General features: G+C 35.6%; 22 protein-coding genes and 2 pseudogenes. 10 read left to right on the top strand and 14 right to left on the bottom strand.

Going from position 1 to position 21,304, the window contains the following annotated elements:
* Positions 1–61: 61 nt before the first annotated feature.
* The 5 genes from rpoZ to QUF93_RS20500 form a co-directional block, all read right to left on the bottom strand.
* Entirely contained in the window at positions 62–274 is a 213-nt protein-coding gene (rpoZ, locus tag QUF93_RS20480) for a DNA-directed RNA polymerase subunit omega (RefSeq protein ID WP_098777351.1), read from the bottom strand.
* Between the two features lie 2 nt (positions 275–276).
* Positions 277–894: a guanylate kinase gene (gene gmk, locus QUF93_RS20485; protein WP_001257739.1), complete on the bottom strand. Its 618-nt coding sequence runs from the start codon at positions 892–894 to the stop codon at positions 277–279.
* Between the two features lie 13 nt (positions 895–907).
* Positions 908–1,171: an extracellular matrix/biofilm regulator RemA gene (remA, locus tag QUF93_RS20490; protein ID WP_001251456.1), complete on the bottom strand. Its 264-nt coding sequence runs from the start codon at positions 1,169–1,171 to the stop codon at positions 908–910.
* Between the two features lie 67 nt (positions 1,172–1,238).
* Positions 1,239–2,114: a YicC/YloC family endoribonuclease gene (locus QUF93_RS20495; RefSeq protein ID WP_289360031.1), complete on the bottom strand. Its 876-nt coding sequence runs from the start codon at positions 2,112–2,114 to the stop codon at positions 1,239–1,241.
* A gap of 99 nt (positions 2,115–2,213) precedes the next feature.
* Positions 2,214–4,937, bottom strand: a complete 2,724-nt coding sequence (locus QUF93_RS20500; RefSeq protein ID WP_289360032.1) for a calcium-translocating P-type ATPase, SERCA-type — start codon at positions 4,935–4,937, stop codon at positions 2,214–2,216.
* Between the two features lie 105 nt (positions 4,938–5,042).
* Between QUF93_RS20500 and QUF93_RS20505 the strand changes: the two genes are divergently transcribed.
* Positions 5,043–6,752, top strand: coding sequence for an Rqc2 family fibronectin-binding protein (locus QUF93_RS20505; RefSeq protein ID WP_289360033.1), 1,710 nt, complete (start codon positions 5,043–5,045; stop codon positions 6,750–6,752).
* 52 nt (positions 6,753–6,804) lie between these two features.
* Here QUF93_RS20505 and QUF93_RS20510 read toward each other — a convergent pair whose 3' ends face one another.
* Positions 6,805–7,986: a lysozyme inhibitor LprI family protein gene (locus QUF93_RS20510; RefSeq protein WP_289360034.1), complete on the bottom strand. Its 1,182-nt coding sequence runs from the start codon at positions 7,984–7,986 to the stop codon at positions 6,805–6,807.
* Positions 7,987–8,446: 460 nt separating this feature from the next.
* Between QUF93_RS20510 and QUF93_RS20515 the strand changes: the two genes are divergently transcribed.
* Complete coding sequence (locus QUF93_RS20515) at positions 8,447–9,517, top strand: M24 family metallopeptidase (protein ID WP_289360035.1); 1,071 nt, start codon at positions 8,447–8,449, stop codon at positions 9,515–9,517.
* A gap of 85 nt (positions 9,518–9,602) precedes the next feature.
* Positions 9,603–10,127 carry a DinB family protein gene (locus tag QUF93_RS20520; RefSeq protein ID WP_002199527.1) on the top strand — a complete coding sequence of 175 codons (525 nt, stop codon included), beginning with the start codon at positions 9,603–9,605 and terminating at the stop codon, positions 10,125–10,127.
* Between the two features lie 32 nt (positions 10,128–10,159).
* Here QUF93_RS20520 and QUF93_RS20525 read toward each other — a convergent pair whose 3' ends face one another.
* Positions 10,160–10,528 carry a YoqO family protein gene (locus QUF93_RS20525; RefSeq protein WP_289360036.1) on the bottom strand — a complete coding sequence of 123 codons (369 nt, stop codon included), beginning with the start codon at positions 10,526–10,528 and terminating at the stop codon, positions 10,160–10,162.
* A 180-nt stretch (positions 10,529–10,708) separates the two neighbouring features.
* On the opposite strand from QUF93_RS20525, the pseudogene QUF93_RS20530 reads away from it, so the two are divergent.
* Positions 10,709–11,200 (top strand): annotated as a pseudogene (locus tag QUF93_RS20530) (hypothetical protein); the annotation flags it as partial.
* 140 nt (positions 11,201–11,340) lie between these two features.
* Entirely contained in the window at positions 11,341–11,934 is a 594-nt protein-coding gene (locus QUF93_RS20535; RefSeq protein ID WP_000182187.1) for a hypothetical protein, read from the top strand.
* Positions 11,935–12,357: 423 nt separating this feature from the next.
* On the opposite strand, the gene QUF93_RS20540 is transcribed toward QUF93_RS20535, so the two are convergent.
* The gene (locus tag QUF93_RS20540; RefSeq protein WP_000873665.1) at positions 12,358–12,912 is read right to left on the bottom strand and encodes a recombinase family protein; all 555 of its coding nucleotides are present in this window, start codon (positions 12,910–12,912) and stop codon (positions 12,358–12,360) included.
* Between the two features lie 166 nt (positions 12,913–13,078).
* Here QUF93_RS20540 and QUF93_RS20545 point away from each other — a divergent pair, with 166 nt between their 5' ends.
* The 3 genes from QUF93_RS20545 to QUF93_RS20555 all read left to right on the top strand — a co-directional run bounded on the left by QUF93_RS20545 (position 13,079) and on the right by QUF93_RS20555 (position 14,898).
* A complete protein-coding gene (locus tag QUF93_RS20545; protein WP_000368103.1) occupies positions 13,079–13,279 on the top strand; it encodes a hypothetical protein in 201 nt (66 codons plus the stop codon).
* Positions 13,280–13,916: 637 nt separating this feature from the next.
* Positions 13,917–14,519: a hypothetical protein gene (locus QUF93_RS20550; protein WP_000485075.1), complete on the top strand. Its 603-nt coding sequence runs from the start codon at positions 13,917–13,919 to the stop codon at positions 14,517–14,519.
* Between the two features lie 94 nt (positions 14,520–14,613).
* Entirely contained in the window at positions 14,614–14,898 is a 285-nt protein-coding gene (locus tag QUF93_RS20555; protein WP_000138197.1) for a coiled-coil domain-containing protein, read from the top strand.
* A 530-nt stretch (positions 14,899–15,428) separates the two neighbouring features.
* Here QUF93_RS20555 and QUF93_RS20560 read toward each other — a convergent pair.
* From QUF93_RS20560 to QUF93_RS20575, 4 genes are all read right to left on the bottom strand, one after another.
* Entirely contained in the window at positions 15,429–15,572 is a 144-nt protein-coding gene (locus tag QUF93_RS20560; RefSeq protein ID WP_001095849.1) for a hypothetical protein, read from the bottom strand.
* 2 nt (positions 15,573–15,574) lie between these two features.
* Positions 15,575–16,195, bottom strand: coding sequence for a hypothetical protein (locus QUF93_RS20565; RefSeq protein ID WP_000453158.1), 621 nt, complete (start codon positions 16,193–16,195; stop codon positions 15,575–15,577).
* 20 nt (positions 16,196–16,215) lie between these two features.
* Entirely contained in the window at positions 16,216–16,494 is a 279-nt protein-coding gene (locus QUF93_RS20570) for a helix-turn-helix domain-containing protein (RefSeq protein WP_000580590.1), read from the bottom strand.
* A 495-nt stretch (positions 16,495–16,989) separates the two neighbouring features.
* A complete protein-coding gene (locus QUF93_RS20575; RefSeq protein WP_000277762.1) occupies positions 16,990–18,510 on the bottom strand; it encodes a recombinase family protein in 1,521 nt (506 codons plus the stop codon).
* A 51-nt stretch (positions 18,511–18,561) separates the two neighbouring features.
* Between QUF93_RS20575 and QUF93_RS20580 the strand changes: the two are divergent.
* Both QUF93_RS20580 and QUF93_RS20585 read left to right on the top strand, forming a co-directional pair.
* Positions 18,562–19,467 (top strand): annotated as a pseudogene (locus QUF93_RS20580) (hypothetical protein); the annotation flags it as partial.
* 167 nt (positions 19,468–19,634) lie between these two features.
* A complete protein-coding gene (locus tag QUF93_RS20585) occupies positions 19,635–19,889 on the top strand; it encodes a YbeF family protein (RefSeq protein WP_002121853.1) in 255 nt (84 codons plus the stop codon).
* Positions 19,890–19,958: 69 nt separating this feature from the next.
* Here the strand turns inward: QUF93_RS20585 and pyrE are convergent, their stop codons facing one another.
* Both pyrE and pyrF read right to left on the bottom strand, forming a co-directional pair.
* Entirely contained in the window at positions 19,959–20,591 is a 633-nt protein-coding gene (pyrE, locus tag QUF93_RS20590; RefSeq protein WP_289360039.1) for an orotate phosphoribosyltransferase, read from the bottom strand.
* On the bottom strand, positions 20,588–21,304 hold the full coding sequence (gene pyrF / locus QUF93_RS20595; RefSeq protein WP_000083510.1) for an orotidine-5'-phosphate decarboxylase: 717 nt from the start codon (positions 21,302–21,304) through the stop codon (positions 20,588–20,590). The genes pyrE and pyrF overlap by 4 nt, the downstream gene beginning before the upstream one ends.

The raw sequence follows: 21,304 nt of genomic DNA on the forward strand, positions 1-21,304 counted from the left end.
GGTTGTTACCGTTACATAGAAAATTATAAAGTCTATGTTTTAATTTGTCGAAAAGAATGTCTTAATCAATTATTTTGTCATCGCTTGGTACATATTTTAATACTTCTGCATCGATTTCTTCTAATGATTTACCTACACATTTATGAGAAACAGGCTTTTCAATAACACAATTGTCAGCAATTTGCATTTCACGTGCACGCTTTGCAGCTACTGTTACAAGTGTATATTTAGAATCGATTTTTGTTAATAATGAGTCAATTGATGGATTTAACATAATTATAGACCCTCCGTCATTTCTTTATAGTATTTTGCCACTCTTTCGCGGCGGCAATGTTCACCAACCACAATTGCTTTAATTCGGTCGCAAGCTAATTCAACTTGATCGTTTTCTACAACATAGTCATAAGCGTCCATCATTTCGATTTCTTCTTTCGCTACAGTTAAACGATTTTCAATAACATCTTCAGTTTCTGTACCACGGCCGACAATTCGGTTCTTTAGTTCAGATAAACTTGGAGGTGCTAAGAAAATAAATACACCTTCAGGGAAGGCTTTCTTAACTTGAATTGCTCCTTGCACTTCAATTTCTAAGAACACATCTTTTCCTTCTTGTAACGTTTTTTCAACATAATCAATCGGTGTTCCGTAATAATTACCAACGAACTCAGCCCATTCAAGTAACTTTTCATTACGAATCATTTCTTCAAATTCTTCTCTCTCTTTAAAGAAATAATCCACACCATCTACTTCACCTTCACGCGGTTTACGTGTCGTTACTGAAATAGAGTACTGAAAACGTGTGTCTTCATGGCTAAACAGCTCTTTTCGAACCGTTCCTTTCCCGACACCAGAAGGTCCCGAAAGAACGATGAGCAATCCTCTTCTACTTCTCATAAATATGTAAAACCTACCCTTCCTCACTTAAATCTTCTTTATTATTCAAACGATGTGCAATCGTCTCTGGCTGAATTGGACTTAATACTACATGCCCATCATCCATAACAATAACCGCCCTTGTTTTTCTCCCATACGTAGCATCAAGCAAAGCATTATGTTCACGTGCTTCCTGTACTGTTCGTTTAATAGGAGCTGACTCCGGACTTACAATAGCAATAATTCGATGAGCAGATACAATATTTCCGTACCCAATATTTAAAAACCGCATGGCCATAGTTTGCGCCTCCTAGTAAGTCTATCCGATTTCTCCACCACGTATAACTTTGTATATTTTTTGAAAGCTACTCAATATTTTGTACTTGTTCACGAATTTTTTCAAGGTTATTTTTCATTTCTACAACATATTTTGAAATTGTTAAGTCATTTGCCTTAGAACCTATCGTATTAACTTCCCTATGCATCTCTTGCACGATGAAGTCCATTTTCCTTCCAACAGGCTCTGTAATTTGCAGTGCTTCACGAAATTGTTCTAAATGACTTTGTAAGCGAACTAATTCTTCGTGAATATCTGAACGCTCTGCAAAGATTGCTATTTCTGTCAACAATCGTTGTTCATCTAAATCTTGGTTATGTAATTCTTTTAAACGATTTTCTAATCGTTCACGATATTTTTGTGTAACAATTGATGCATGTGGAATAATTGCATTTACACAATTATGAATCTCTTGCAAACGATATGCTATATCTTTATGTAATCGTTCTCCTTCGCCATCTCTCATCGTTTTCAACATATGAGCAGCTTGGCGAACAGCCTCATATAAACTGGTTTCAAATTGTTCATTTACATTTTCTATTTCTTCAATTGCCGTTACTTCTGGCATTCTCATTAGTTGCCCGAGTGTAATAGAATCTTGTAATTGAAATTTCCCTTTTATATCTTCCATAATGGATTGGTACTGCTTGAGAAGTTCCCAATTCACAGTTAATTTTCTTTCAACAAGCCCTTTACCTGTTATACTAATAGACACTTCAATACGTCCACGGCGAACTTGCTTTGCAATTATTTTACGAATCTTGTCTTCAAACACCATCATTTGCTTCGGAAGCCGAATACTCATTTCTAAAAAGCGATGGTTCACCGACTTCATTTCTACTGTTATTTGAAAAGTATCGTTTTCTACTTTCGACCTTCCAAATCCTGTCATACTACAAATCATCTTTATCACATCCAAGCCATGAAATAACTCAATGAAAAAGGTAATAGAGACAAGGCTCTACTACCTTCTGTAAATTATATCATACTTTCATATCATTGACTATTTCAAGTTTAATCCCTTCTTATATAACAGTGGCTTTTTCTTTTTCTCCTTTTTTCTTGTTAATAAGGATCCTACTAATAAGAAGGTCGGAATAGATGATAATCCCCCAATTAACAACCAATCTCGTGCTTGTATCGGCATTGTGCTAAAAATTGGCTGTAATGGTGGATAATATATAACTACAAGCATTAACAGTAAAGAAATAATAACCGCCCCTACTAAATATATATTTCCAAACGGGTTGCGGTGAAATATAGAATGTTCACTACGACAATCAAATACATGAATAAGCTGAGCAAGTACTAATGTTGCGAAGGCTACCGTTTGTGCATACTTCAATTCATTTGGATGCTGGTTAAATGCAATAATGAACGCTACTAATGTCACTGCTCCGATTAGAAAACCACGACTTATAATTTTCCACGCAAGCCCTCTAGCGAACACCCCTTCTTTCGGATGGCGTGGTGTTCTCTTCATCACATCTCCTTCAGCCTTATCCAAACCTAATGCCATCGCTGGTAAACCGTCAGTAACTAAGTTCACCCATAAAATTTGAATTGGAACCATCGGCAATGGCAGTGCAAGTAACATCGCAAATAACATAACTAAAATTTCACCAACGTTAGATGCTAACAAATACCGAATAAACTTCCGAATATTTTCATATATGTTTCTACCTTCTTTAATCGCCGATTTAATCGTAGCAAAGTTATCATCTAACAACACAAGTGAAGAAGCTTCTTTTGCAACATCTGTCCCTGTAATTCCCATCGCAATCCCTATATCAGCTGTTTTTATGGCCGGGGCATCGTTCACTCCATCACCTGTCATAGCTACTATATGCCCCTTATTTTGCAGCGCCTTAACGATTTTTAATTTATGCTCAGGAGACACACGAGCGAATACATATGTATCTTCTACAATATCTTCTAATGCCTCTACATCCATATTCGCAAGCTCTACACCTTCAACAACGCGTCCACCTGCTGGTAAAACCCCTAACTGTTCCGCAATTGCCATTGCTGTCACTTTATGATCTCCCGTAATCATTACCGTTCTAATACCAGCTTCCTTACACTCTTTCACCGCTTGCGCCACTTCTGGTCTTGGCGGATCTATCATTCCTTGTATTCCAACAAGCATAAAATCCTGCTCGACTTCTCTTTCATGTTCAATTGAATCTGTAGCTTTTAACGGTTTAAATGCCACCGCAATCGTTCGTAAAGCTTGACTTCCTAAACTATGAATCGCTGCCTGCACTTCTTTTCGATACATTTCACTTAAAGGCTGCTGCTTATTTCCCCACAAAATTGTTTGACTCATTTGCAAAAGAACATCTGGTGCTCCTTTTGTAATAACAAATTTTTTCCCTTCACGATCACGAACGATAACGCTCATCATTTTTCTAGTTGAATCAAAAGGAAATTCACGAATGACTTCAAACTTTCCTTTAAGAACTTCACGTGATATTCCCGCCTTCATTGCAGCAGCAACGAGAGCTCCCTCTGTTGGATCTCCATCTAACACATACATCTTTTTCTTTTGAATAACATTCGCATTATTACATAAACAGCCAAATGTAAGTAGTTGATACAGTGATTTCGCCTTAGTAGGGTCAATTACTTCTTCACCTTTCATAAACGAACCCGTTGGCTCATAGCCTTGACCTGTTACTTTCCACAATTCTCCACCTGACCACATATGCGTTACCATCATTTTATTTTGTGTCATTGTTCCTGTTTTATCTGAGCAAATAACAGAAGCACAGCCTAACGTTTCTACAGCTGGTAACTTTCGCACAATTGCCCTCTTTTTAATCATACGCTGTACGCCGAGTGATAGCGCAACCGTAACGATAGCTGGTAATCCTTCTGGAATAGCTGCAACAGCAAGCGAAACCCCAGCCAAAAACATGTGATACACTTCATTCCCTTGATATACACCAGCTAATACAACAAGAGCCGTCAAAATAAGAGCAACGATAATTAAAATTTTTCCAAGCTGTTCTAATCTTCTTTGTAATGGCGTTTCCATTTGCTCAGCATTTTGTAACATATTTGCAATTTGCCCCATAGCTGTATTCATTCCAGTCGCTACGACTACTCCCGTTCCAGCACCTCTCGTTATCAGCGTCCCCATAAATGCCATGTTTTTTTGATCACCAATTGAAACATCTTGCCCTTGTAACGCCTCTACCTTCTTTTGTACAGGCAATGACTCTCCTGTAAGAGCCGATTCTTCAATATATAAACTTGAAGATTCCACAAGGCGAACATCCGCGCCAATACGGTCACCACTAGAAAACTTAATAATATCACCTAGTACAAGCGCTTTTGACGGCGCTTTTATCCACTTCCCATTTCTTAGTACAGTAACTTGAGGGGCTGCCAATTCTTTTAAAGCTTCCAACGATTTTTCAGCTTTCCTTTCTTGAAAGAAACCGAGGACACCGTTGATAATAACAATTGCAACAATTGCAATCGAATCAATATACTCTCCTAAAAAAGCTGAAATAATTGTAGCACCAAATAAAACAAGTACCATAAAGTCTTTAAATTGCGCTAAAAACACCATAAGCGCAGAAGGACGCTTTGCTTCTTGCAATTCATTTGTACCAAATTTCTTTAATCTACCCTCTGCTTCTTGTTCTGTAAGACCTACCTCCACATTCGTATTCGTTCTTTCCTCCACTTCATGTGCTCGCATTTCATACCAATTCATCCTGCCATCGACCTCCTGATTCCAGACATACTCTAATGAAAGCTTATTCAGCCTCGTCCAAAAAAATGCTATAATTAACTTTTAGTTAGAAAGGAGTGTTCATTCATGGCATTCGATGGATTATTTACAAGAGCAATTACACATGAAATTGCAAATTCTCTTCAAACAGGAAGAATTTCAAAAATATATCAACCCTCAAAATATGAAGTTTTATTACATATTCGAGCAAACGGAAAAAACCAAAAGCTGATTCTTTCATCTCACCCTACATATGCGCGTATGCACTTAACAAATCAAAACTACGATTCACCAGCGCTACCGCCGATGTTTTGTATGCTTCTTCGCAAACATTTAGAAGGTGGATTTATTGAGAAAATCGAACAAATTGACTTAGAACGTATTATTCAAATTACAGTCCGCAGTCGTAATGAAATCGGTGACGAATCAGTAAAAACATTAGTAATCGAAATAATGGGACGACACAGTAATATTATCTTAGTAGATACGAAAACAAATGTTATTTTAGATAGCTTAAAACACGTTTCTTTAGCGGTAAACCGACATCGTACTGTATATGCGGGAGCTGAATATGTTGCCCCACCAGCACAACATAAGGTTAATCCGCTTCTTATCGAAACAGAAGATGATTTTATTAGACCGCTAGACTTTTTATCTGGCAACATGGACAAACAACTTGTCGGAGCATTCATGGGAATTTCCCCATTATTTGCAAAAGAAGTTGTAAAAAAAGCAGGTATGGCAAATGAAAAAGCATTATCTGAAGCTTTCTTCAGCTTGCAAAAACCTTTGCTAACACATCAGTACGTGCCAGCAATGATAACAGCAAATGGAAAAGAGTTCTTTTACCTATTCCCTCTTTCTCACTTACAAGGAAATGAAAAAACATTTTCATCTGTCAGTGAATTATTAGATCGTTTCTTCTTTGGTAAAGCAGAGCGCGATCGTGTAAAACAACAAGCTCACGATTTAGAACGCTTTATGCAAAATGAAAAAACAAAAAATGAAAAGAAGCTAAGTAAACTAGAAAAAACATTACAAGATGCCGGAAAAGCAGATAAATATCAACTATTTGGAGAGCTACTTACAGCCAATATGTACGCTTTGAAAAAAGGCGATAAAGATATTGAAGTCGTTAACTATTACGACGAAAATGGTGGGACTGTAAAAATCACATTAAATCCTTTAAAAACACCATCTGAAAATGCACAACGCTATTTCCAAAAGTACCAAAAAGCGAAAAATTCAGTTGCTATTGTAGAAGAACAAATCGTAAAAACAAATGAAGAAATTCTTTATTTTGATAGCTTACTTCAACAAATGGAGGCTGCTTCTTCAAAAGATATTGAAGAAATTCGTGAGGAATTAGCCGAAGAAGGTTATGTACGTAGTCGCAAGACAAAGAACGCGAAGAAAAAACCAACTAAACCAGTATTGGATAAATATTTATCAAGTGATGGTACAGAAATTTTCGTCGGTAAAAACAATAAGCAAAATGATTATTTAACAACGAAATTCTCCCGTCGTGATGAAATTTGGTTACATACGAAAGACATACCTGGTTCCCACGTTGTCATTCGTTCTCTTGAACCTACGGAAGAGACTTTACACGAGGCCGCTAAAATCGCCGCTTATTACAGTAAAGCAAAAGATTCTAGCTCTGTTCCTGTAGATTTCACAAAGGTACGCCATGTCAAAAAACCGAGTGGTGCAAAACTTGGATTTGTTACATATGACAATCAACAAACATTATATGTAACACCAGATGCTGATACAGTAATGAAATTAAAAGCGTAAATATTAAAAAATGCGTTGCTTGTAAGCGACGCATTTTTTTAATGTTTTCAATTTAGTTCATATATCCATTCACTAATTCATAACATCTTTCTTTTGTCATCTTATATTTTTCATCTGCAGCTTCGATATATCTCATCGTTCCATTATTTTCATCTGTAGCAATTGCTTTAACTTTACTTTCCTTTTCTTTAACCCATGCAACTTGTTTCGTTTTCAACGACTGAAACGCGTCAGCTGACATAGTACTCTTTAATGTACTATAAATTTCATTTAGTTTATTATCCCAAAGTTGATAATTTCCTTCTATTTCATTTACTATGTCATTTGTTGACATAACGTTTGTATGTTTTTCTTCGTTTTCTAGAACAGCTAACTCATTTAGAACCTTAGTTTTACCTAACACGGAAGAAGATTCTTTTTTTGGCTGCTTCTCTTCTTTTAAACTAGTATACGTACTGGAACCATTTCCCTTAACTGTTTCTTGCTCTTGAATAAAATCTTGTTTCGTTACCTTTTCTTGTTCTTTATCATCTACATTGTGAGTAATAACAGATGTTTGGGCATCCACAGCAACTACTCCGTTACTTTCTTTAAAAATATATTTCTTATTTCCACTATTCTCTTCTCTAACAAAAGAAACATTCTTAAAACCTTGAACTCTAAGAAGTTCGTTAGCTTCTTCTTTAGTTAACTTTAAATCTGCTGGCGTATTTGATGACCATCCATCCATTAGCCATTTTCCATCTGTATAAACTAAAATAAATTCCCACGTCTCTGCATCATTCCCCATATCATTTGCAAGGGTAAGCGTCTCAATCTTTAAAACATCATTTTTCTGCGAATAAGTTATCCGCACGTCTGGTTCAATATGAATTGGGAATGGCAACATATCCGTTTCCCTTGACCTATTAAATGTATCAAGCAATCCTGGAAGCTGTTTCTCCACAAACTTATCTGAAACTAATCCCTTAACTCCTTTTTTAGCTGTCCCCAAATCTCCAGGATTATTTCGACTCCATCCATTCTCTTTTTCCATTTCACTAAAAGAGTTTGCAATTTCATCTACACTCTTTCTTACAATTTTTTCAGCTTCCTTCTCTGTCACTTCTGGTGCTTCATCCAGTTGCTCAATTTTTTCACTTAGTTGAGCATTGTTATTACTTTTTTCACAGCCTGTTACAACGAACATACTAGCTACCAAGCAAAATGACATCACTTTATTTAATTTCTTCATGTACTCACAATCCTTATCCCTTTCATATTCGTTACGTATCCCTATCTTCGAGAGAAATCCAACAATTACCTATTATATCAATACTCATCATTTATTTATATATTAAATTTTATACTCGAATAAAACAAATAACATACTTTCCAAATATATAATCTAAAAGTCGCTTATATTTTCCTTTCCTAAATTCAATATTATCAAAAAATTTGACAGTTCTATTTCGTATTTGTATAAATTTTTTTACAGTGTGTAAAGAAAGTGAGCCTTGAGTTGATGTTTTTTTCATTCTTCCACTGCTAATTGAAGGAATCTGTATTTCACGAGCAGCCCACCGCCCACAAATAATGGGCTAAATTTCTTATCTTCTCTAAAACATATGTAATTCCCACTATCTTTTCTCTAAAGATATTTTTTGGCATGCTATTTGCTTTATTCAATACTGTGAATAGGAGGAGGAATTAACATGACTTTACAAATTAATAAAATCCAAAAACAACTACAAAACTATGGGATTGACGGGTTACTCATTACAAAAAAAGAAAATCGCCAATATGCAACAGGATTTACAGGTAGTGCTGGCGTCGTCTTAATCTCTGCGGATACAGCTGTTTTTATAACCGATTTCCGCTATGTAGATCAAGCAAAATCACAAATAAAAAAAGCTGAAATCATTATGCATAATGGGAATTTAGAAAAGGAAGTTGCAAATCAAGTATCAAAATTAAATATCCAAAAACTTGGAATTGAAGAAAACAATATAACTCTGCAACAATTTAAGAAACTACAAAAATATATACATACGGAAATGGTTCCAGTTTGCGAAATCATTGAAAATATTCGCCTTATTAAAGACACACCTGAAATAGAAACAATGAAAATTGCAGCTAATATCGCTGACGAAGCATTTCACCACATCCTTCAGTTTCTAAAACCAGGAATAAGTGAGACTGCTGTCCGAGACGAATTAGAATTTTTCATGCGAAAAAAAGGAGCTGCATCTTCGTCGTTTCAAATCATTGTAGCTTCTGGTGTTCGTTCTTCCCTTCCTCATGGAGTCGCATCGAATAAAATAATCGAACGCGGCGATATCGTTACATTAGATTTCGGCGCCCTTTATAATGGATATTGTTCCGATATTACACGTACTGTAGCAATCGGCGAGCCATCAGAAGAATTCAAAAAAATATATAATGTTGTGTTAGAAGCATTAAAGCGTGGAACTGAAGCGATTAAACCTGGAGAAACTGCGAAAAGTATCGATGATGTAACGAGAAATTACATTACAGAACATGGATATGGTCAATATTTTGGTCACTCTACAGGGCACGGTCTTGGCTTAGAAATACATGAACCTCTTCGCCTATCCCAAGAAAGTAAAGCTACTTTAGAAGAAGGTATGGTTGTTACAGTTGAACCAGGTATTTACATACCAAACTGGGGCGGTTGTAGAATTGAAGACGATATCGTAATTACAAAAGACGGATATGAAGTTATTACAAAATCAAATAGAGAGCTAATTGTTATTCCTTGTTAAAAATTATGAACTTTTTTAACAGGAGTTTTTCTCTGCACATAGAATTCCTTCTTTGGAGTATTCGTTTAAAGAGGGGGAATTTTAATTGAACTTTGTAATTGATAAAATAGATGGTTTACAAGTTGAATTTTCAAAACTTGTTTCCATGATGAATTACGCTCGTTACACAACGATGCAAGCGGTGGAAGGTTTAACAATTGAAGAACTTGATTATTTATATGATGATGAAGCAAATTCAATTGGCATGCTATTATATCACATGGCTGCTATTGAATTTTACTACCAAATTCATACCTTTGAAGATCGTGAACCGACAGATGCTGAATTAGAACGTTGGTTACCTGCTGTTGAACTAGGGAATCTTGGACGAGAAAAAATAAAAGGAAACTCCATAGAGTTTTACATAAATACATTACAAGAAGTACGCTCTAAAACAATTGAAACTTTTCAATCGTTACCCGATGAATGGTTATTTAAAACGACAGATTTTTGGTATGACAAACCAGCTAACAATTATTTCAAATGGTTTCACGTATTTGAAGATGAGATCAATCACCGCGGACAAATTCGTTTGATTAAGAAGATGCAAAAAGCTCATGCAGTGAAATGAGAAAATGCCACCGAATAAGGTGGCATTTTCTTTTATTCATTAACGAATAACTTTTCGTTTACTGTTTTAGTGACTACCGCTACCAACATTAAAATGCATATTAAATATAACAACTTCGCAATAAACAACCACCCTTGAAACATTACAATTCCATCTATTATCTCATTTCCTTTCAATAATAAAAACGGTATCGTGCTAATTATAATGACAAACTCGATACTAAAAATAATTTTCTTTTTTCGACTATATGCTTTCCATTCATTCCAGCGATACATAGGTGCAAAAATCAATACTCCTATACATAATATAACTGGTACCCATTCACTTTTAAGAAATTGCCCTGAAATAACTGATAATAGTAAACAAACGAGCACACCATAATACCCTATTTTCCCTCTCATTCGTACTCCCCCATTCTACTTCTCTTTAAATTCCATTTTTAGGATTAATTGCATTGTAACATCCATTTCTTACTCTTACCATTACAGTACATGAAATTTCATTTTTCTTTTTCCTATACTCACATACTTTCACTGCTTTCATACAATGAACTACACGAACGCCTAAAGGATGTGAATGTTATGGGAGTTGAATTAACGCTTTTGCACGCTCTCTATGTTCTTTGTTTACTAACCATTATTACCTTCTTTATTCTTCGGAAAGATACGACGATCATTTGTATCGTTTTTATCTTTTTACTGGCACTAACCGCAACAAGTTCTATCCCTCTTGCCATTAGCGGTATTTTTCAAAGTTTCATTTACGCCATTACTGAACTATTACCAACTATATTAATCATTTCCATTATCGTATCGATGAGCAATTTACTCGTTCATACCGGCATAAATGATACGATGATTTCACCATTTACAAAAATGATTCGCACTCCTACACATGCCTACTGGATTATCGGTCTTTTAATGATGACAATTTCCTTTTTCTTTTGGCCCTCTCCGGCTGTCGCTTTAATGGGAGCTATTTTATTACCTGTCGCTGTACGCGTCGGTCTTCCGCCAATTGGAGTCGCAATTGCTATGAACTTATTCGGACACGGCATCGCCTTATCTGGAGATAAAACCCCTTAATGTAAAGTATTTTTAAAAGGATGTATGATGAAACTTCACTTTGTCCTATTTCATTCTCATTTTGCAAGTAGGTAATTGTAAGGTTCAGAAATTAAACCACTAAACTTGTAGAAAAGGAATGATTTAAAATGACAAACATTGTAACAAAGATCAAAGGAACGGAAATTATTTGTAAAGGGAATGTTGAAGGTAACTTTGAACAAGTACCAATGCAATTATTCGATTATATTCAGTTAGGATTGATTACTCATACTGATTTAGTGGTATATGTGAAGCTATTGCAACTATATAATGAAAATTATGGTTATGCATTCCCAACTATTGAACATTTAATGATTGATACTCGTATAGGTGGAAAAGCAACTATTCATAACAGCCTTAAAAGATTAGATGAAGTTGGGCTAATACAGAAAAGCAAGACAAACAAAGGAAATAATGTTTACGTGGTCTACAAGCCATTAAACAGGACAGCATTATATAAATGTGTTCCTGATAAGGTTGAACAATTTAAAGAGTTTGAAAGTAAGTTAATGAAAATATCAGTTCATGACAAGGAACGTTTTCAACAGCATCTACAAGACAAGCAAATGAGGGAACAACAAGAACAGCAAATTCAAGCAAAACAAGTTGTTCCTAAAGAGAAAACAATACCTTATGATGAAATGGAAAATCTTTCACTTAAAGAATTAAAAATGTTACTGAAAGAACGTGGTGAAATGTAATAGTACAAATTATGTACCTCAAAGTCACAAGAATAGGGATTAAGTAGTTCAAATAATGAACCTCAGTAGTTCAATAATTGTACTTGAGATAGTTCGGATTATGAACGTTATACATACTTACTTTAAACAAACTTATATAATCAAACTTAAATATATTCTCTAAAAGAATACTATGAAAAGGATAAAAGAAATCTGTTAAAAGAATGAAGTGAAGTAAAGAAAGTATTAACGTTCATTATTTGAACCGTGCACAACGAGTCTTTGCTGAGAATCCGCATGATAGCAACGTTTGTGACATATTTAGCTTGTTCATTTTTGTGCAATTCCTCACGTTTTTCCGCTTCCATGCCCTCTTTATACAGCCGACTCAGAAATGTTTTTCCTGCACAATTGAACAGCCAAAATAAAAGAAGACCACCAGCATTAGCTGTTAGCCTTTCGTTTTGCACGTATTAAGGTACTTTTACTAATGCCAGTCTTATTTTCTACTTCTTTGTAAGACTCGGTTTCTAATAGCTTTAAAGCATGTTCTATCTGTTTTTTACTGTATTTATTTGGACGCCCTTCTCTAAAGTCGTCACGCTGTTTAGCAATGGCTTTGCCTTCCTGAGTACGTTCTACAATTAAATTTCTCTCCATTTCTGCCACTGCTAGTAATGTAGTTAAGAAGAATCTACCCATTGTCGTATCTTCTAATAGTCCCACATTTAAAACATGAACTCTTACACCTTTAGAAAATAGTCCTTTTACGATTTCGATTCCCTCAACAGTGTTTCTTGCTAATCTATCTAGTTTAGTGACAACTAATGTATCACCTTCTTTTAGGATTGAAAGAACTTCTTGTAATTGCGGTCTATCTGATTTAGTTCCTGTAAACTTCTCAGAATAAATATTGTCACAGCCTTCATTTTCTAATGCTGTTAATTGTACCTCTAATTCCTGTGACACCGTACTTACTCGTGCGTATCCGTATTTCATTATGTATTATCCCCTTTTTTACGGTTCATTTATGACACTAAGTTACGACACCTTCCGATACCTTGATAATACAGCAATGACTTCTCGGTGTCAATACTGTTAAGTTATGACCCTTCTATTTGTAATGGATTTAATATTGTATACTAGTTCAAAGAGGGGGCTGTTAATGGATAATGATGGGGGTTCTTTATACGATAGGTTACCGTTAGAAATGTTAGCAGGTTTTTATTACCACATAAGCAAAAATATAGAGAATGGAATTTTATCTAATGCTATGTACCATGAAATAAACCTAATTGAACAAGTAGCCATCAAAAGGGGGATCTCATTGATAGACCTATATAATCAAGGTTCATTTATGAAATAATATACACAGATTTTTTTAGAGATAATTTAAAGGGTAGCAACATTATGTTGTTATCCTTTTTACTATTATGTACGTCTATTAAAAGGGCGGTGCTATGGCATGGCTATATAGCCCCTATTGGAATGGTAGTGTGGGTAGTAGTAGGACGAGGGACGGTGCTGGGTAGCGAGGATAGAGGGACAGGGAATGGCAACAGTACCAGCACTGACAGTAGCAACGATGGTAGCAAGGACTCAGTGAGGTGAGATAAGAAAGAAGAAGAAACAAATGAGAATGAGATCAGTGAGATAAATGAGAAGAACGAGGATTGGTGATAACGTCATGCGGTAATAGTTGCGACGCCTACTATATTTTTATATAGGGATACCCCACCCTATGGGGGGGGCCCCCCTGTATATGGGCTGTCTGGTGTCTGCAAAATATACGCACCATTTTCAAATTCCTGAGTGGAAATAACTGGAAGTTCAAAAGGGATACACAACCTAAATAAAACAATATGTCAAATAGGTGCGTTGCTGAGGGCTATTGTAAGGAGATTAACTTTTACTTTATTGATAGTTACCTTATTATTAAACTAATTGGGCAGTTTAGTTTAACTACACATTTTTAACATTATGTAAAGCAAGGATGTGATTGTATGTTTCAAGAGGGGTTTCCAAACTATTTGAGAGACGATGTTACTAAAGCGGTTGGATCGATACCTAATAAAACTTATAATAATGTCACTATTGGTGTGTCTCAGGATATTATTCAATATTTTCAAGATAATAACGTAATTAGGTTTCCTTATCGTATCTACTACATTGATAGTTCAGATGAAGTTATAGACAATTTAAGTGAACGACAAAAGATGATTTTGCATTGCATATATTCAAGAAGTTGTGACGGGCTTGTTCGCCAAAAGCATATGTATTCGTTGCTTCAGATGGATTATGAAGATTGGGCTATTCCTTATATCGTAAAAATCTGTGATGAATATGTCGTAGAAATATTAGAAATGACTTATGATATTTTAAAAGAACAGGATACAGAACGGATTAAAAAATTTTGTATTGAAAATATTGGGGCGTTTTGCAAAAGCTATAATAGAATGATTAGCTATTGGAACGAATATTACAGATATAAATACAATAATTTTCAACAATATATTGGTAGGAAGTTATTTAGAGATTGTTTTGGTTACTCTAAATCAATGGAACGCAGGAAAAAAGAAGTTTGTGAAACAATACACTTTAACTAACGGGTGCTTTACTTTAAGAGGGTTTACCTTGCCATTTGTTAATAATAAATAATTTTGCGACGGATTTTGAAAACTTTTTAGGGGGTCTAGCTGCATGACAGAAAATGAGAAGAAACTAATGGAACAGATATATGCAAAGTTATGTGAAATGGAGAAGAAAATGGATAAGTTAGATGGTAGGTTAGATAATTTAGATAATAAGTTAGATAGGTTGGAGGGGAAAATGGATAGTTTGGAAGGTAGTTTTAAAGGACTACAAGCCACATTCGAACAGGGCTTTGCTGACGTGCATAAAGGATTAAATGAAATCATTGAAATAAATAAGCATCGAAAGACAGCAAGGGAAATCGTTGAGGGCATCGCCGGGAATGGAAAATAAAAGGAGTTTTTATAAGTCGAGAAAAAACAAATCGAAAATTTATGTGAAAGTGTTTATTCTTTATTTCATTATATTGATCCTATATGCTGTATTGTTTGAGTCTGGTAAAGAGTATATGGAGGTAAGAATAGATAATGTTCTTTTACCTCAATTATATTTGGCTGTAGGGCGTACGCTGTTGGGATTGTCGATATGGCTTCTTCCGGATAAGTTAGGTATTAAGATTCATTTTATTTGTAAAATTCTTATATATGTCATTACGATGATACCTGTGTTTATCTTTTTAGATGTGTTGGGTTTGTTGGAGTAGTAGAGTTTGATACTTCCACCCCTATTTTACTGGAAATAAAAGTAAGGGTATGACCTATCTTTACACATATCTCGGCTGAACCCCAAATGAAGACAGAAAAGGAATCCGGTTCTTTATAGAACAGATTCCTAATGTCCGCTAATCCTTGTTGCGTGATTTTGTTCCATTGCTACACACACACCGAATATACCTGACCTTCATTTTTTGGATTAGAAATGCCTTATACCAAGCCCTCATTTTGCAAAGCTAATCCATATTGCATAGCTAACACTGGTGGTAGTCCCTTCAATACGTCTGTATTTCCCCTTCTCAGTTCCGCTAGTACGTCCTGCTTTACAATGCTAGTTAAGTTAGGTGTATTCATATTTATTTTGCCTCCTTAGGTTGCTTTAAGTGTTCTGGTAAATTCCCACGAGTAGCTGAAAACATATCGTTCTTGGAAATCACTGACTTATCAAACCAACTAAAGTGTGGTTGATACTGGTCTTGTTCGAAAGAATATTCTAGTCGTGGAAACACTTCTTTTACCTTTGTATCTTCAAATATTTCATGAATATCAGGTGCAATCGAATGGTATTGTTTTTGGAACTGTTTACCCATTTCAGCTACCTCAGTAAGTAATTCATAACGGTGGCGGATGGCAAGTTCTGTCACGTTATACTCATTAGCACTAGTACGGTCTCTTCTCAGTACCTCTTGAAATACTGGAACATACGCAATCTTTAAAGCTGATCTTTTCTCATTTAATTCTTCTAACATAGAATGAATGATTTCTACTTTAGAGTTGATTCCCTTTGCCTGTGCCTTTAAATAAATACGTTCTGACAAGTTTGCATTCTCCTGGTCTAACAGAATTGCTGTCATTTCCTCTTGCATTGCTGCCAATTCCATTTGTAGTTCCTGTTCTTCTTTGTCCAGTCCCTCAGCATATTCCTTGTATTCAGCTACAATTTTCTTAGTTTCAACAAACAAATCTTTAACTTCCATTTCTCCATACCTCCATTTAGTTATTTAATTCTTTGTTCCTTTAGTTCTACAATTCTTTTCACTGATACCAGTTCTAGTTGACTGATATTCAAAGCATGAATACCGTCCATGATTTTAGCTTCATAGTGTGGCGAAAGTGGTAACTCACCACGTTCCAGCTTTGCTAGTACACTTTGGTCTATTTTGCATACCTCACCGAACTTTCCCTGAGTCATATTTCTACTTAAACGAACGTATTTAATCATTTGATAATTTACCTTTCGTTCGTGCGGTAAGCTGTTCACATTTACACCAATCATTTATCTCACCTCAGTTTCTTTAAAGTTCCTATTTTAGGAAGTCATGACAAATTAAAAATGACGCGTCATAAGACACGCCTTCACATAGGGAAATTATTCACGTAGGAAATCCTCAACAAGACTTCCACACTTACTTGTTCTTGACGACTAGGGACATTACTGGTGATAAAAACAAGTTTTTTAAATTTATTTTCAAATCAATGTCCTAATTCATTCCGTATTTGCAAGTACCTAACTGACAACACAAATTCAGTGAGGTGCTAGTACAGATGAAAGATGTAAATAGAAGTAGAAAAACGGAAGGAAATAATGGATTATTAAGTAACAAAAAAAATCAATCTGAATACCATGGCTTACATGGGGTGATGTGTTTATGAAAAATAAACGTATACCTAAAGTAACCATAATTAAAGCCACTAATCCTAACTATAAACAAGTAGCTGAAACAATCGTGAAATTATCTCAGCCTAACATAGAAACAAAGAAAGACGTTTCCTAATTGGAGACGTCTTTTTCTTTTAGCCTTATTTCAAATTCATCCACTGTATTTACAAGTTCTAGATGTTCAAACAGTAGTCTGTATACCCTATTTTGATTTTCAATGCTTTCGTTTTCAATGTTAATTAGCGAATCAACAGCGTTTTGAATAACTGCACTTCTATCATAGTCAGTCAAACTAGCAAGTAGTCGTTCATTATCTTCTAGTGCCACATTTAAATCCTTTAAATCCTTCGCTAAGGGTGGTACTAATCCTACATAATCTGCTTCAGATAAAACTCCTTTGATTAAATAGCTTTTAGCGTTTTGTATTTCAATTTGTATTTCAGCTATACGTTTTGATATATCCTTTATTTGTTCCATGACTTTAATTTTCATATCACTGGTTGTATCTATTTCTACACTTTCTATTTCTTCTCTTAATGAATCCTTATAGCTTTCAATAGCAATATAAAAGTGTGGAAGTAGTTCCTTCAATGAAATCGATTTATTAGGACATTTCTTCTCATTGTATTCACCCATAACCTTTTGGCATTTCCCCACCTGATAAGATGTAACCCCTTCTTTATTAGTCCATGATTTATGAATTGGTAACCTATTACCGCATATTCCACATACAACTAATCTATCCAGCACTGTATTGATTTTAGTATACCTGATACCTTGTGGGTTCCTGCTACGTGAACGAATCATGTTACTTATTTTTTGAAATTCTTCAATAGTTAATAATGCTGGATGTGTATCACGCACTATAACATCTTCCTCAAACATCTTACTGTAATAGTGGCTTTCACCTAAGTAAACACGATTAGCCAACATCCTTGTAATTGTACCTACGTCTTTCCATTTCTTATTAGATTTTGTGGTATACCCTAGTTGGTTAAGTTTCCCAATGATTTCAGCTATTACATATCCTTCTAATACTTTGTCTACAATAAACCTAAACGTCTTGCTTTCAATAGGGTGTGGTGTCAGTTTGTCCTTATCTTTGAAATAACCGAAAGGTAGCTTATTGACATATTTACCTTCCTTCGCACTTGCTAAAACCTTTACATTCATCCTATAAGCAAAGTTTTCAAGTTCTTGCTGATTCATAGCACCACGAATGATATTAGTTAGAAACTGATTTCTATCATTAGGGAAGATGTAGCCTTCACGTATGGAAAGGATAGCTATGTCAGTTCCCTTTAATTCTTCATACACATTCGTCTGTTCATTTACTGTACGATATAACCTTGATTCTTCCACAACAACAATTAAATCGTGCTTTCCATCTAAACAAGCATTCAGCATTTTATTGTATTCAATTCTATTTATGTCCGTTGACTTTGCAACATAATCATTATAAATCACGTAGTTGTTCCAGCCTTGATCTTTGCAGAAGTCCGTTAAACGCTTTAAATGGCTTTCAATTGTTTCTATCTCAGTCTTGCCTTGACTCTTCTTAGACTTCCTTATATACAGTGCTTTAGGCTTATCAGAGGGCTTATAGTCTGCCTGTGAGAACGGTTTATACAATTGCGTTTCACCTCATTTAATAAGTATTTATATACATTATAATAACATACTTTATCAGGTGACTTCGTTATTCAAGGTGCACCAAAATTAACCGCCGACGCCGCTGGGCTTCCTGTTTCTAGCGTCGTATCTGCAAGTGTTCCCCTCGTTATAGTCATGGGCGTTGTTACAACTTCTGTCGCTTTTTTCTTCTTACGAAAAGAATTTCATACAGGATTATCGTTGCAAGACTCTTCTTCATCAACTGAACCATCTAAAACTACTATTTTATTATCTCCTCGCATAAAAAAATGGCTTGCCATATGTATCCCTATCATATATGCCATCGATATCCTCTGCATGATTCAGTTTAAACTACAAGGAAGCGATGCGACTGCACTTATCGGCGGAACGACAGTTATTATGATTATCATCATTTCTCTCATCGCCTACAAAGAAAATGGCCTAAATAAAACGACCGATTATTTTATAGAAGGGCTCCAATTTGGGTTTAAGATTTTTGGTCCAGTTATTCCGATTGCTGCACTTTTTTATTTAGGGGATAGTGGATTTGTAAAAATTATTGGAGACTATTTACCGAAAGGTTCACACGGAATCATTAATGACTTAGGAATCGCCTTATCTCAAACTGTTCCTTTAAATCAATATGTATCAGCGGGAACTTTAACTATCGTTGGTGTCATTACCGGTTTAGATGGATCCGGTTTTTCGGGTATTTCGCTTGCGGGTTCGATTGCAAACCTTTTCGGAACAGCACTTGGGCATGGAACAGCTACATTAACAGCACTCGGGCAAATCGCTGCCATATGGACCGGGGGCGGAACGTTAATTCCTTGGGCCCTTATTCCTGCCGCTGCTATTTGTAAAGTAGATCCATTTGAACTTGCACGCCGCAATTTTTTACCAGTTATCATCGGCTTAATCGTCACCACGATCGTTGCGATGTTTATCCTATAACGTAAGCAAATATTCTCTTGCTTACGTTTTTTTATTGTAAAATTCATCATAATGTACTGACTTTCAAAAGGGATTCGTTATTACTTAGCGAAATTATATTAGGAGAGTAATTCTTTTAAAACGTTTACGAGAAACAGATTACTTCAATTAGAAAAGGGGACATAACTATGAATGAATTGATTTTCGTCTTATTTCTTTGTCCATTACTTATCTTTATCGTTTCTGTTATTGGAACACGTAGAACGAAAACGTATTACGTAATGCCGATTGTAACGTTTGCTAGTTTTTTAATAATAGGTGTTATCGCCTTTACTCCAAAGTTTTTCTTTTGGGTCGGTATGTATAGTATCTTCTCATTTATCGTTTCTTATATGACTCTATTGTTTGTAAGAGGGTATGAATATTATCAAAGTAGTAACTAATGATGACCATTACTATTTTTTTATAAAAAAAGACGACTGCGTTTCCCCACACAGTCGTCTTTTTTCGTGTTACGCTGTAACCCAAGCCTCATCAGCTGGATTTTTACGCCACTCTTGTAATTTTTTCGTTTCAGCTTGTCCGATCATACCTTTTTCTGCTGCTACTTCAATTAATGCACTGTAGTCACTTAAAGAATATGATGCTACGTTTGCTGCTTCTAGTTTCTCTTTTCCTGACTCAAGCTCGTATGTGAAGATTGATACGATTCCTAATACTTCACAACCAGCTGCGCGAAGTGCCTCTACACATGTAATTGCACTACCGCCAGTTGAAATTAAGTCTTCTACTACTACTACTTTTTGACCTTTTTCAGCTTTTCCTTCGATTTGATTCCCTTTACCGTGACCTTTTGCTTTACTACGTACGTAGCACATTGGTAAATCCATACGATCGCTTACCCATGCAGCGTGCGCAATACCAGCAGTTGCAGTTCCTGCAATAACTTCTACAGTTGGGAAGTGCTCTTTAATTAACTCCTCTAATCCAGCTGCGATCGCTTGACGTACTTTTGGATAAGATAAAGTTAAACGATTATCACAATAAATTGGTGATTTCATACCAGAAGACCACGTGAATGGATCATTCGGTTGTAAAAATACTGCTCCAATTTCTAATAAATGCGATGCGATTTCTTTTTTCATACTGTTACACCTTCCCACTGTTGTTTTACTGTTTTATACGCTTCAAGCGGATTTTCTGCTTTTGTAATACTACGTCCTACTACGATGTAGCTTGAACCAAGTTCCCTCGCACGTTTCGGTGTTGCAACGCGCACTTGGTCATTCACATCATCGCTTGCAAGACGAATCCCCGGTGTTACTGTTACAAATTCATTTCCGCATACTTCACGTAATTTCGGAACTTCCAGTGTTGAACAAACAACTCCATCAAGTCCACTTTCTTTCGTTAATTTTGCATAATGAGCAACCGCTTCTTCTAACGTTTTCTCAATGCCGATCTCTTTTTTCATCATAGCTTCCGAAGTGCTTGTTAGTTGTGTAACTGCAATACAAATCGGTCTCTCTTTTCCTTCTTGCTTACCTTCCTCTAATCCCTCAATCGCAGCTTTCATCATACTACTTCCCCCAGCAGCATGAACATTTACCATATCTACATCTAGACTAGCTAGGCTACGCATAGCGCTTTTTACTGTATTCGGAATATCATGAAGTTTTAAATCTAGAAAAATCTTATGTCCTTTTTCTTTTAAGTACGTAATAATTGCAGGACCCTCTTTGTAAAATAACTCCATACCAACTTTGACAAATAACTCTTCCCCTTCAAAGTGATGTAAGAATTGTTCTACCTCTTGTTTCCCTGGAAAATCTAGTGCAACAATTAGCGACTGTGACAT

The organism is Bacillus hominis (assembly GCF_030348325.1).
GTDB classification, from domain to species: domain Bacteria; phylum Bacillota; class Bacilli; order Bacillales; family Bacillaceae_G; genus Bacillus_A; species Bacillus_A hominis.